Below are 12,192 nucleotides of genomic sequence, written 5' to 3' on the forward strand. Positions count from 1 at the left end.
GGGGTTTGCGTTTCCGGCTTGTAAATCCTCATTGTGGTGGGCGTCCAGTTGCGCGACCATGATCATATGGATGCCAACATTCAGAAGGGCGGGGAGCTAAGCCTGCCGCAGGCTTTCCTCCTCCTGGCGACAAATGACACGGATGGCGGGCCCGAGGTGCCGTCGGCCGTCCTGAGGGCTGGCGTGGCCGGCGCGACCCTGGCCGAGCTGGATCTGCTCGGTGCCATCGAACTGCAGGGGAAGCACGTCGTGGCAACCGGCTCCACCCCGCAGACGGACTTCCAGCACCAGCTGGAAATCATCCGGGACAGGCCGGGGCTGCATACTCCCAAGAAGTGCGTTTCCATGCTGGAGAGCCGCGCCGAACTGCACCGCATCTATGAGGGCATGGCGTCGCTGGGCATCGTGGAACATGTGGGCGAAAGGCACCTTGGCCTGTTCAGGACCACACGCTACCCGGAGAAGGACCACGCTCCGGAGGCGGCCCTGCTGAAAAGGATCGAAGCCGCACTCAGCGGCGGATCCTCCGATCCGCGTACCACCGTACTGATCGCGCTGCTCTACTCGGCGGAGATGCTCGGGAAGATCTTCCCGGCGGCAAATCAAAGCCATGTGAGGGAAATGGCGAATGACTACTGGCCGTCCCGCGCGGTGTCGGACGAACTACGCATGATCAGGCTGGCGGACGCGGAAGCCGCGACGTAGGCAAACGGACGACGGCGGGAGGTCCCGCCGTCGTCCGCTTCTCCTGTGTCAGGTGTCCAGTAGTCCGCCGCTGGCCCAGCGCCGTACGGCGAGCTTCTCGGCGGCGTCGAACTCCAGCAGCGCCACCCGGCAGAGTTCCTCCACGTTCGCGGTCCACGCTGCCGCCCTCGTCAGTGCGGTTGCCGACACGCCCCTGCACAAGTCTCGGTGGCGCCGTGCGACACGGGGTCCGAGAAGGATCGGTAGGGAAATCACACTAAGCGGTCATGTGGCGTCGCCTGCGCGTTTGATGGCACGGTAGACGGTTGAGGGGGCTACCGCGAAGAGTTCGGCAAGTTCCACCGTGGTGTGCGTCCCTGCTCGGTGAACGGAGACCAGGTGGGCTTCCTGTGTTTTGGAAAGCTTGGGCTGTTTCCCCCGCAGGCGGCCCTTCGCGTTGGCGACCGCCATGCCTTCCCGGGTCCCTGCCCGGATCAGTTCGGCTTTCGAATTCTGCAACCATGGCCAGGACGTTGAAGAGAATCCGGCCCATGGGATCGGTGGGGTCATGGACGGAGCCGCCGATGCTCAGCTTGACTTCGCTGCGGGTGAGTTCGTCGACAATGTCTTTCGNCGGGCCAGGCGGTCGAGTTTGGTCAGGACCAGGGTGTCCCCCTCACGGCAGGCGGCCAACGCTTCCCTGAGTCCCGGCCGCGCCCGGTTGGCGCCGGTCACACCCTGGTTTGTGAACGTCTTCTCCGACGACACCCCAAGAGCAACCAGGGCATTATTCTGGGCAGTGAGGTCTTGGTCGTTCGTGGATACGCGGGCGTATCCGATGAGGAGCCCGGGCATGGTGTTGAATGTACCGTTTGTCCCCCGTTCACCGGGCATTTTTGCGGGCGGGTCCTACGGGAATCGACCGACCCCGGAAACGCGGCGATCGTGATCCGGAAATTTTGGGTGGCGCTTGCGCCGTACAGGGACCCCTGAATGGGACCCGAGTCTGAATCATTTTCCACGATTGATTGTGCCCCTCCTGTTGCTCCCGAAGGATCCACTTACTCCTTCCCAAAGGGCTGGGTTGCACGCTCAGGCGCTGCGGGTTTGGATTAGCCAATGAGTAGACGAATAGTAGTCATCGGTGGAGGGATCGTTGGCACGGCCATGGCTGCGTACCTCAGTGAACACAACGAGCTGGACGTGACCGTGCTGGAACGGGGTCCAGGCAACCGGCTACTTGGCTCAACCGGCCACGCACCGGGTTTCGTCGGGCTGTTCAACGAATCGTTAGTTGCGACAGAGCTCGCCCGGACCAGTGCCGCCTGCTATGAACAGCTTTCCTTGGGAGGCCTTCCAGGGTTCGACAGGGTAGGCGGCCTTGAAAATGCCAACACTGCAATGGCGATGACTGACCTACAGCGTCGTGTCGGCCTGACTCACGCCGCCGGGTTGCCCGCCCGGATTCTCGATGCAGAAGAGGCCGCCGTCCGGTAACGATCGTAACCGTTCGGCGTGCGCGGACGGCTTGGCGCCAGTTTTCCGCGAGATGGTCCCCGACCCCTGGCCTTTGAAAACGATCGCGTGCGGGTCCTCGAGTACCGGGACAAACCGGGCGATAAGACTACGCCGCACCGGCACCCCGACAGCGTCATGATCACCATGAGCCCTTTCAGCCGGCATCTTTCAGCCAACGGTCGGGAAATGGATGTGGAGCTTCCGGCCGGAGCGGCCCGGTGGGTGGGTGCCAAGGAACACGCCGGGGAGAACTCTGCCCCGAGCGCCTGAGGGAAGACGGCTGTATTTCACGACGGGGGACTGAGGTGATGGCCGTTGTCGGAGAGTTCGATAAGCTGCGACGCCGGTGCGTGACGTAGCGGCAGAATGTTTCCGGAGTCCTTGCCCCGACCAGCTGTGGTTGGGATCATGAGAAAAGCACTTATGTTGCGAACTCACACAGGGAGAATGCCGTGAAAGCTGTTCAGTTTGCCGAGTACGGCGGTCCGGACGTCCTCAAGGTCGTCGACGTCGAGGAGCCCCACGCCCGCCCCGGCCAGATCCGCATCGCCGTTCGTGCGGCGGGCGTGAATGCGTTCGACTGGAAGATTCGCAGCGGGGCGCTGGCAGCCTTCATGCCGATCGGTTTTCCTGCCGGGGTGGGGATGGACGCCTCGGGTGTCGTGGACGAGGTCGGTGATGGTGTGGAGGAGGTCGCCGTCGGCGACGAGGTCTTCGGCACCGCCGCCACTGGTGCCGCGGCCCAGTACTCGGTGCTGGCCGAGTGGGCAAAGAAGCCGGCGAGTCTCCCTTTCGAAGAGGCTGCCGGATATCCGATGTCGACCGAAGCGGCGCGCCGGGCGTTGAATCTGCTGCCCCTGGAGTCCGGTCAGACTCTCCTTGTCAACGGGGCCGCGGGCGGCGTGGGCCTGGCCGCCGTCCAGTTCGCCCTCGCCAGCGAAGCCACCGTGATTGGCACGGCCAGTGAAGGGAATCACGAGTATCTGCGCTCTCTGGGTGCGATCCCGACGACGTACGGCCCCGGTCTGGTCGGCCGTGTGCGGGAGCTTGCCACGCACGGCGTCGATGTCGCCTTGGATGCGGTGGGCTCCGGGGTCCTGCCGGAGCTTATTGAGCTCACGGGCAGTGCCGGGAAGGTCATCACCATCGCCGACTACAGGGCCGCCGAGTATGGTGTGCGGTTCACCGGCGGCCAGGGCCCGGGCCATGCGCCGGAAGCACGCGCCGAAGCGGCAGCGTTGTTCGAGCAGGGAAAGTTTCGGCTGCCGGTCGCGGAAACTTTTTCGCTGGAGAATGTCGCGGCCGCGCAAGCGAAAAGCGAACAGGGCCACGGGCTCGGCAAATTCATCGTGACGGTCAGCTGACCCGGAACCCCGAGGCCAGGGTCAGGATTTAGCTTGCGATTACCTGTTTGTGAGACTTTCCTGCTACTACACCTTCACCTTGTTCGGATACCGGTTTTCGCCTCGCTTGGCTGGTCTTCCCGATCAACGGTTCTGGCGCATTGGCACCATAGCTGACTACGGAAAGCTAAACGCGGTGGTCGGTAGCAACCGGATCAACCTGGACCTCATCACGGCGAACTGGCGGACATGCTCCGCCTTGCAGGGTCTTTGACTGCCGGAACCGTGCGACGCTTAGTCCCATGGCTATTGACTTGCGGGAACTGACGGCAGAGGATCACGAACTAATCGAATTTGCTCTGCAAATTGTCGATGAGCAGGGAGACGGTGATTCGGGCGTTCACAGTATGGGGGCAGCGGTCCGGGATGCCAGCGGCCGCATGTATGGCGGCATCAACCTGTATCACTTCTCCGGTAGGCCCTGTGCAGAACTCGTGGCCCTGGGCCATGCGAGAGCAGAGGGGGCAAGAGGTCTGACGCTGGGATGTCATCGAGGGTGAACAGACGTTCCGAGACGCCGTTTGAGGTCGTTTCTGAGGTGAATTGCATGAGTTTGTTGCCTTTCGGGATGCCTACGGGCGCTCCCATGGCCCACCTCTATCAGATGAACGGCACAGCCGTGAGGGGGAGCACCCAGATTGATACAGCGGTAATGGGTCTCACCTCCTCCGGCCGGTCACGTGCGAAGTTGATGTTACACCAAGGCCGGGCATTCCTTGGTTCTTCTTTCGGCCACGAAGCCCTGCACCACAGCGTCCGACCCCGAGAGTGCGTCCGCTTGACGTTCCCCAACCGGGGCAGGGCGGCGGTGCAGTCGACTTCGAACATTCTGGGCAATCGAGTCGAAAAATGACAATCAAGATCCAAAATCTCCCACTGGAGGTTGCGCCGCTGGGCGACCGTCCATCGCGACACGAGGTGAGGCCGTTCACGGCCGATAAGCAGTTTTCGCTCACCCGCGCTTCCGAGAAAAGAAATTACGCCTCGACGAGAATCACCAAGGTCTCGCCCAGCACGCCGTCGTAGGCCATCGCTTCGGCCATTGCCTCGGATTGCATCGCGGCCATGAGGACATCCAAGTCAGCAACGTCCATCAGCACCGCGACTTGCGTCGGGTTCTGAGGGTCGACGAACGTCCGAATGTTAGTGACGCCGAGGGGGCCGAAGACCTCTTCGCGCTTCGGTGAGGCAAGCCAATGATCCTTGTCCTTCACATCGTGGTGGCCGATCACGGTTGGCATAGCGCGTCCTCTCGAAGTGGGGCCAGCGGTCCGCAGGCCCACTGCGCAGAACGTTACTGGTCGTTCCGCACCCAGGCAAGGCTTTTCGTGGTCGCATCTCGCTCGGTCTGCGCCTGCCCGCAAAACGTTCCCCAAACGGACGGTATCGAGGCCCGCTTTCACAGCGGTCGTACACCCGTCAGCTCAGCCATTACACAGCAATTGTGCTTCACCAGATAGGGGTGTGGTGCATCATCTGCGATCCCGTCAGGGCAGTCGAGTGAGACGGCCGGTCACCCCGATAGTGACCGGCCGTCTCAGCGTTGTTGTCGTCAGGAGCTTAGGGCGCGGCGTTCACCACTGACGTGCGTACGGAGGTCCAGGTAATGATGGTGTCGGCGGGGAAGCCTGGATAGTCCTTCAGCAGGACGTTCCGTTCCCCGATCAGCAGTCCGGTAGCCGGATCGATGATGGTCTCCTGCCGGGATCCTCCATCCGGAGACGGGATGCCGATGGCGACGCCGGTCCGGCCGTCGATTGTTGCCTGCTTGTCCGCGACGGTGACGCCGGGGATAAGGGCGGCGGCCTTGTAGAAGGCGGCGCGCAGGTCTGCGGGGATGACTCCGGTGCGCAGGGCCGCCGTGATCGTACCCAGGGCCTTTATTTCAGGGGACTTCCCGGCGCCTTTTGTCCGCTCTTGGATGAGGTTCAGGAGAGCCTGCGGGTCTCGGGGCAGACCGGCGGCTTCGTCAAGGGGCATGCCGCTAATGATGACTGGCTCACTCCCGTAAAAAGCGCCCCGCGCGGCCCGTTTTCCAAACTCCGCGGGCACGATCGCTCATCTGCCGAGGCTGCGGGAATCCCGAGGCGACGATTTCGCGGACGTAGTCGCGCAGTTCGACGTCACTGGAACCGTGGATGTCCGGGGTGTCTGCGCTGAGGAGATCGCGAACGCGGACGGTGGGCGTTGCCAAGTTGCGTTCCGCGATGGAGAGAGGTCGCATCCGGAATCTGATGATACGGCCGGCGCCGGAGTGGAGGTGGGTGCCAATGGGTGCGGCGCTGCCGGCCAAGATGAACCGTTCGCCGGTCGAGTCACTGTCGACGAGGCGGCGGACACGGTCCCAGACCTCGGGGACATGTTGCCATTCATCGATGAGGACGGGGGTTTCTACTCTGCTCAAGTACTTGGGATCCGCTTGGATCAACTCCCGTATTTCGGGGAGGTCCAAGTCGAGAATTGTCTTCGCTCGCTGCCTCCCAGTGGAGGTCTTCCCGATCGCGCGAGCCCCATCGATGGAGATTGCAGCGAACGAAGGGAAGAGCTCGTCGATTGAGTCATCGATGATCCGTCTCTTGTACCCGTCCATTGCGATGAATCGCCCCGCAGCTTGATTTAGTACACCATTTTGAGCGTTTCCAAGCTACCATTCTGAGCGATATTAGTCCACCGTATTGAGCGGTGTAGCTCTACCATTAACTTGATGACGCTCACGGCGCGGTGTCTGAAACAGAGGTTCTACCGTCGTCCAGGTTGTCGCAACTATTGGCCGTCCCGCGCGGTGGCTGGCGAGCTCCGCATGATCAGGCTGGCGGACGCGGAAGCCGCCACGTAAGGCAACCGCACGACGGCGAGGTCCCGCCGCCGTCCGCTTCTCCTGTGTCAGGTGTCCAGTAGTCCGCCGCTGGCCCAGCGCCGTACGGCGAGCTTCTCGGCGGAGTCGAACTCCAGGAGCGCCACCCGGCAGAGTTCCTCCACGTTCGCGGTCCAGGCTGCTGCAAGGCCTTCGGCTGTCGCTTCGTCGGTGAGCGGGAAATTGACGTAGGCCAGGCCTTGAAGGACAAAACTCACGGCATTGCGGGAGACCGGCTGGTCCGCGTTGACGCAGTCGTCCCGCACCTGCCGGGACAGTTCGGTGCGGTTGAGCGGGTGCTCGCGGAGCCTGGCTGCCATGGCCCGGAACATTTGGCGGAACTGGGCTGCTGAAAGTGCCGGCACATCCGTGACCCTGAAGACCTGCTCCTCGATGCCGGGCTGGAGGTCAGCTGGAGCCGGAAGATCCTCGCTCGAGAACCGCTTCGCGTCCCAGACCCAGCCACCTTGCGCCGGGGAGTATTCGACGCCCTGACCGATCTGGGACACCCAGGTCCCAAACTTTCCCCAGCCGCCCCAGTCTGTCTTCAGGGATGGCTCTGCCGTGAGAGTGCCCGGTGGGCGACCATCGCGCCGTTTACCGGCCCCGGAGCGGCGCGGACGAACTCGAGGACCTCACGGATTGCGGGCGAGGCGGACTGGGCTTTCACCTTGCCTGCCGGCGGGACAGTCTTCTGTTTCCCGGACGCCACCGCATGAACCGGCTCCACGGTTGTGCCGTTGAGGATGGCGACGAAGTCGTGGGACTCCACCACATGGTCCGCCATCTCCCGGTAGGCGAAGGCCACGGCGCCGGCCGCGATGACGGTGGTCATCCGGTCAGCGGCCCGGAACCGCTGGATCAGGGAGGTGAAATCGGCATCGGCCGAGGCGATGAAGAACTCTTCGATGCCAACGTTGCCGGACAGCGCGTCCATGGCGTCAAGCACCAGGTTGATGTCCGTGCTGCTCTTGCCGCGCTGCGTCAGCGACGGGCAGTCGATCACGCGGAAGCCGGCGCGGGTCCAGTAGGTCCGGTACTTCGAGTACACCACCGGGTTCAGGTAGCAGTTGCGGATCAGGAACCTGCGGGCGTCCTCTCCGGAACCGCCTGCTGACAACGCGTCGGCCCAATGCTTCGGGTCTTCGGCAAAGCGCTTCGCCGCCAGTGGATCCAGTGCCTGCAGGCCGGTGAAAACGTTGTCGAAATCAACAAACATCGCAGCTCGGATGCCGGGTCTGCGGGACGGTGAGAGCGCCTCATTCATTGGCCCAGTGTGGCAGGAACGGCGCGGACTGGCGACCGTTCCGGCTGCGCCGCGCCCGCCGGCGACGCAGCCGCCTGAACCTCAGTGCGGGCGGGCCGACGGCGAGAGGAAGAGTCGTCGCATGTCAGGTGAGCAGGGCTAATGCAAAGTCCTGGGTAGCGGCCTGATTCTTGCGAGATTGAGGGCCCGGGTGGCGTTTCTGGCGGTATGTCTGGTGGCTTTGGCGATGTTGATTGTTTTGGCTATCCGGTAGAGGCTGATGGCCAGGTTGCGTAGGGAAGCCATGAGCCGTGGTGCGTTGCCCGTGCGGACCTGCGAAATATCCTCGGCGTACGTGACGTCCCGGGTCCAGTGCAACCTGTTCTCGATGGTCGAGTGCCCACGGACCAAGGTGTTTAGATCGGCAGGGCTGGCCTTCTCGACTGGCAGGGAGGTGATGACGTAGACCGTTTCAACACTCCACTTCCTGCCCACCTTGATGCCAGCTGCGGATAGTGGTTTGCGTCCCGTGTCGGCAGCCCATTCGGCGATCTCGGCAAAGGACTTTGCGCCGGCGAGGACCGCGCAGATGGCCAACACCAGGATCCCCGCCAACCCGTGTCTGACTCCCCGGGGCTTCCGCGGGTCCGGGACTGAGCTAAGGACTTCCCACATCGTTCCGGGCGTCATCGTCTGCTTCGCCGGCTCCGGACGTCCTCCAGCTGGCGGGCAAGGGCATCGTTGGGGGAGATGGCATGAAGGAACTCCTGGCAAGCGGCGGTCTAGACAATCACCTGTTTACCAGGAGTTCCGCTCCTTTAAGAGCACCCATCCGGCGACATGGTGGCTCTCAGTCGTACTGAGGGACTGCCGAAAACATCCCGTCGATTGCTGCGGCCAGTTCCACGCGGTGGTCAAGGAAGCCCATGTGCCCGCCGGGTACCGTCCGGCGGCTGACGCCGGCACGGGAAGCGATCCACTCTGCTGCCTCCACGAAGAACGGCGCTGTCTGCTCCGCACTGAGTACGGCCAGCGGCACGCTCGAGCCTGCCATGGCCTCCGGTCCGGGCATCCAGGAAGCAAAGGCGCCGAACTCCGCTTCAAGCAGGACCCTGGCGTTGGCCCGGAGTGCTTCGATGAAGTCCGGCGACAGGAGCGCAGCGGCGTCCCCTGCTGCGAACCGGACGAAGGCTTCGGCTCCGCCGGCAAGGCCGTCTGTCTCCATGCCTGCCGCGATAATCGGCTGCACCGATGCCATGGCGTCGTCGGGATTGGCCAGAACGCTCAGGAGTGCCGGCTCATGCAGCACCGCACCGGAAAAAAGGCTGGGAGCCTTCAGGACGGCGGCCAGCGCTATCAGCGCTCCGGTGCTGTTTCCATACACGACGCAGCGTTCCGTCCCGAGCGTCTCCAACAGGGCAACGATGTCGCCGGCGTGCTGCTCAACGGAGGTCTCCGCCCAGTCCTGCTGCAGGGGGCTGCGCGCGTTGTTCCTGCGGTCATAGGCGATGACCGTATGGTTTTCGGCCAAGAGCCGGGCCAGCTCAACGTACTGCCGGGCGTCACCTCCGGCGCCGGGGACCAGCAGCACTGGCGCCCCGTGGCCTGCCACGTCAACGTGGATCGTGGTGCCGTTGGCTTCCACCAAGGCAACTCCTTCAACTGTGCTCATCGTCTTCACCTTTCCGAATGCGGTTTGTCCTTCACTTCCATTGGACGCCCGGGCGCGCTCCGGCGTCCAAGACCGCTATGGACTCGGACGATCACAAATTTTTATGATGGGGCATGGAGATCCGCCAACTCCGGCGATTCCTTGTGCTGGCTGAGGAACTGCACTTCGGCAAAGCCGCCGCCCGGCTCCACATCGCCCAGCCGGCGCTGAGCCAGGAGCTCAAGTCCTTGGAAAGAGCACTCGGACTCCGGCTCCTGGACCGGACACACAACCACGTTGCGCTCACAGATGCCGGCCGCCGCCTGAAGGACGAAGCAGAACGTATTATCCAGGCCCACGACGCCGCGGTGACGGCCATGGACGAACTCCGCAGTCCCACACGCGGCACACTCAAACTGGGGGTGGCAGTGGGCGTGGCGTACCCGCTGCTGGCGGAACTGCTCAGCGGACTCGGTTCGGGTGAGGTCGCGCCGGAGGTAGACGTCAAACCCGCGGCGGCGAGGGAGGGCGTCCTGAAGCTTCTCGCTGGGGACTTTGATGCGATTTTCATCCATGCAGTGCCACCCCGCGATGAACGGCTGGGCGTGCTGACCCTGGAATCGGAGCCAATGGGTGTTGCCGTTCCGTCCGGCAGCCGGCTGGCCGGCCTGGCGGCCGTGGGCCCCGAGGATCTGAACGGGCAGGCGCTGATCTGGTTACAGCGCGACGGCGACCCCGACGTTCGCGAGCGGGTACTCGGCCTGATGATGGACGGCGGGATGCTCCCCGGCCCGCACCGCTGGTCGCCAAGCATCGCAACCACCATGAGCCTGGTGTCTGCCGGTCTTGGCGTGTCCTTCAAAGTGCCGCACCAGGTGGTGCCCGGCGATCCGCCCGGCGTCGTGTGGCGCCCGTTTGCCGGGGTGTCCTATCCCGTGCCCACGGTGCTGGTCTGGCTCCGGAACGACTCCTCGCCCTTGGTCACTCAGCTGGTTGCCCACGCCCGGCGGTACGTGGCGAAGAAAGCGTAACTGCGGCGTTCTGGCGCCCCAGGTGGGCCGGTGCACACTTAGGGTGTGAAGCCGTTTCTGCTGCTTGCATCCCTCGCTGAGGACGCCGCCGCCGAGGAAGAGTACCAGGCGTATCTTCGTTTTGGCGGCCTGGCTCCGGACCAGCTGAAACGCATCAGGATGGAAGCGGCACCCTTGCCGGTCAACCTCGCAAGAATCAGGCCGCTACCCAGGACTTTGCATTAACCCTGGTCAGGTGAGTAGTTGCCGCTGGCTTGTAACCGCGTTTATGCGGGGTGCAATTAAGCAAGCGGAGATTAATGTCATCGCCGTTTAGTGATGCTTTTCGGGAAACTGGCATTAAAAATATAAGTGTGTATGGTATCGGGTAGATACAAACAAAGAAAAATGTGATTCCATTGTCCGGAAAATCGCCCAAGAGCGTCGGCACCAAAACTGGGAAAATCAATTCTCGAAAAAGGGCCGACAAAAGAGCTAAAAACGAAACCAGTGAAACTCTGTTCGCAAAGCCGCGCAAAAACCAGCGCTAAATAAACTGCGGGCAGCCGAATGCGAGACTCCTAGCCCCATTCGGCTGCCCGCCACCACTGGGACCGCACGCCATTCGTTTCAGTCACAAGGACAACACCATGAACACCACCTACAACGCCCTGATCGTCCCGGCGCACCTCACTCAACCGGTGCGCATCGAAACCGTGGACACGGTCATGGCAGCCCTGCAGAAACTGGTTGCAGGAAACATCGAATCCATCACCAGCAGAGACTGGCATGTCTATCTGAACGACGAGGGACACCGCCTGCCCCAGAACGCGCGGGCCGAAGTGCTCATCCGCGAAGCAGGCGTCTATCCCGACGACACCCTCAACGGGACCGCGGTGTTTCTCGGCCACGGAAGTCGCGGCGACGAATCCGATGCACCCGGGCACCTCATCCGGCTTGCCGAGCAGCTTTTCGACGTGCCGCTGGCGGCCTGACCACCGCAGTGATGTGGCACCACGAATTGCGCGGCACCAAACGCAAAGCGGACGACGGCGGGACCTCGCGCCGTCGTCCGCTCACTGCCTGCCCCGGTTAGAGAACCTTACTGAGGAACCCCTGGGTTCTGGCGTTCCGCGGCGAGGAGAAGATCTCATCGGGGGAGCCTTCCTCGACGATCAGTCCCTGGTCCATAAAGAGCACCCGGTCGGCCACTTCCCTGGCGAAGCCCATTTCGTGGGTGACCACCACCATGGTCATGCCCTCGTTGGCCAGGTCCTTCATGACGGTCAGCACCTCGCCGACAATTTCCGGGTCGAGGGCTGAGGTCGGCTCGTCAAAGAGCATGATTTTTGGACCCATGGCCAGCGCCCGGGCTATGGCTACGCGCTGCATCTGACCGCCGGACAGGCTCCCGGGGAAGGCCTCCATCTTTTCGGCCAGGCCCACCTTTGCCAGCAGCATCTCGGCCTTGGCACGGGCTTCGTCCTTGTTGGCCCTGGCCACCTTAAGCGGGGCCAGCATGACGTTGTCGATGACCTTCAGGTGCGGGAACAGGTTGAAGTGCTGGAAGACCATTCCCGCTTCCTGCCGGACCAGGTTGATATTCGTTTTCGAATCGTCCAGCCGGTGCTTGTTGATCACGATGCTGCCGGCCGTGATGGATTCCAGGCCGTTCATGCACCTCAGGAACGTGCTCTTGCCCGAACCCGAGGGGCCAATGACGCACACCACCTCACGCTCACGGATGTGGCAGTCAACGCCTTTGAGGACATGGTTGGGGCCGAATTTCTTATTCAAATTCTCAACAAAAATCACAGTCATATTCC

16 protein-coding genes and 2 pseudogenes are annotated in these 12,192 nt (G+C 62.9%); 8 read left to right on the forward strand and 10 right to left on the reverse strand.

Annotation, left to right across the window (positions count from 1 at the left end):
• Positions 1–66: 66 nt before the first annotated feature.
• Positions 67–705, forward strand: coding sequence for a GOLPH3/VPS74 family protein (locus tag AC50YA_RS13350; protein WP_494982751.1), 639 nt, complete (start codon positions 67–69; stop codon positions 703–705).
• A gap of 48 nt (positions 706–753) precedes the next feature.
• Here the strand turns inward: AC50YA_RS13350 and AC50YA_RS13355 are convergent, their stop codons facing one another.
• Entirely contained in the window at positions 754–894 is a 141-nt protein-coding gene (locus AC50YA_RS13355; protein ID WP_494982752.1) for a hypothetical protein, read from the reverse strand.
• Positions 895–969: 75 nt separating this feature from the next.
• Positions 970–1,539: pseudogene (locus AC50YA_RS13360) on the reverse strand (recombinase family protein).
• Positions 1,540–1,803: 264 nt separating this feature from the next.
• Here AC50YA_RS13360 and AC50YA_RS13365 point away from each other — a divergent pair.
• The 4 genes from AC50YA_RS13365 to AC50YA_RS13380 all read left to right on the forward strand — a co-directional run bounded on the left by AC50YA_RS13365 (position 1,804) and on the right by AC50YA_RS13380 (position 3,819).
• Positions 1,804–2,181: an FAD-dependent oxidoreductase gene (locus tag AC50YA_RS13365; protein ID WP_494982753.1), complete on the forward strand. Its 378-nt coding sequence runs from the start codon at positions 1,804–1,806 to the stop codon at positions 2,179–2,181.
• Positions 2,182–2,268: 87 nt separating this feature from the next.
• On the forward strand, positions 2,269–2,472 hold the full coding sequence (locus AC50YA_RS13370) for a hypothetical protein (RefSeq protein WP_494982754.1): 204 nt from the start codon (positions 2,269–2,271) through the stop codon (positions 2,470–2,472).
• 182 nt (positions 2,473–2,654) lie between these two features.
• On the forward strand, positions 2,655–3,566 hold the full coding sequence (locus AC50YA_RS13375) for an NADP-dependent oxidoreductase (protein ID WP_494982755.1): 912 nt from the start codon (positions 2,655–2,657) through the stop codon (positions 3,564–3,566).
• A gap of 49 nt (positions 3,567–3,615) precedes the next feature.
• Entirely contained in the window at positions 3,616–3,819 is a 204-nt protein-coding gene (locus AC50YA_RS13380) for a Tn3 family transposase (protein WP_494982756.1), read from the forward strand.
• A gap of 763 nt (positions 3,820–4,582) precedes the next feature.
• Here AC50YA_RS13380 and AC50YA_RS13385 read toward each other — a convergent pair.
• The 7 genes from AC50YA_RS13385 to AC50YA_RS13415 all read right to left on the reverse strand — a co-directional run bounded on the left by AC50YA_RS13385 (position 4,583) and on the right by AC50YA_RS13415 (position 9,377).
• Positions 4,583–4,846 (reverse strand): hypothetical protein, encoded by a 264-nt coding sequence (locus AC50YA_RS13385; RefSeq protein ID WP_494982757.1) that lies wholly within the window; start codon positions 4,844–4,846, stop codon positions 4,583–4,585.
• A gap of 319 nt (positions 4,847–5,165) precedes the next feature.
• Positions 5,166–5,585, reverse strand: coding sequence for a hypothetical protein (locus AC50YA_RS13390; RefSeq protein WP_494982758.1), 420 nt, complete (start codon positions 5,583–5,585; stop codon positions 5,166–5,168).
• Between the two features lie 19 nt (positions 5,586–5,604).
• Positions 5,605–6,195, reverse strand: a complete 591-nt coding sequence (locus tag AC50YA_RS13395; protein ID WP_494982759.1) for an ATP-binding protein — start codon at positions 6,193–6,195, stop codon at positions 5,605–5,607.
• A gap of 293 nt (positions 6,196–6,488) precedes the next feature.
• On the reverse strand, positions 6,489–6,968 hold the full coding sequence (locus AC50YA_RS13400) for a hypothetical protein (RefSeq protein WP_494982760.1): 480 nt from the start codon (positions 6,966–6,968) through the stop codon (positions 6,489–6,491).
• A 38-nt stretch (positions 6,969–7,006) separates the two neighbouring features.
• Entirely contained in the window at positions 7,007–7,726 is a 720-nt protein-coding gene (locus AC50YA_RS13405) for an NYN domain-containing protein (RefSeq protein WP_494982761.1), read from the reverse strand.
• A 138-nt stretch (positions 7,727–7,864) separates the two neighbouring features.
• Positions 7,865–8,395 (reverse strand): transposase, encoded by a 531-nt coding sequence (locus AC50YA_RS13410; RefSeq protein WP_494982762.1) that lies wholly within the window; start codon positions 8,393–8,395, stop codon positions 7,865–7,867.
• A 160-nt stretch (positions 8,396–8,555) separates the two neighbouring features.
• Positions 8,556–9,377 carry an alpha/beta fold hydrolase gene (locus AC50YA_RS13415; RefSeq protein ID WP_494982763.1) on the reverse strand — a complete coding sequence of 274 codons (822 nt, stop codon included), beginning with the start codon at positions 9,375–9,377 and terminating at the stop codon, positions 8,556–8,558.
• A 113-nt stretch (positions 9,378–9,490) separates the two neighbouring features.
• Between AC50YA_RS13415 and AC50YA_RS13420 the strand changes: the two genes are divergently transcribed.
• The 3 genes and pseudogenes from AC50YA_RS13420 to AC50YA_RS13430 all read left to right on the forward strand — a co-directional run bounded on the left by AC50YA_RS13420 (position 9,491) and on the right by AC50YA_RS13430 (position 11,361).
• Entirely contained in the window at positions 9,491–10,387 is an 897-nt protein-coding gene (locus AC50YA_RS13420) for a LysR family transcriptional regulator (protein WP_494982764.1), read from the forward strand.
• Positions 10,388–10,432: 45 nt separating this feature from the next.
• Positions 10,433–10,567: pseudogene (locus AC50YA_RS13425) on the forward strand (glutamine amidotransferase); the annotation flags it as partial.
• 449 nt (positions 10,568–11,016) lie between these two features.
• Positions 11,017–11,361 (forward strand): DUF3846 domain-containing protein, encoded by a 345-nt coding sequence (locus tag AC50YA_RS13430; protein ID WP_494982765.1) that lies wholly within the window; start codon positions 11,017–11,019, stop codon positions 11,359–11,361.
• A 97-nt stretch (positions 11,362–11,458) separates the two neighbouring features.
• On the opposite strand, the gene AC50YA_RS13435 is transcribed toward AC50YA_RS13430, so the two are convergent.
• Positions 11,459–12,187, reverse strand: coding sequence for an amino acid ABC transporter ATP-binding protein (locus AC50YA_RS13435; protein ID WP_494982766.1), 729 nt, complete (start codon positions 12,185–12,187; stop codon positions 11,459–11,461).
• Positions 12,188–12,192: the final 5 nt, after the last annotated feature.

The organism is Pseudarthrobacter sp. RHLT3-21 (genome assembly GCF_059383495.1).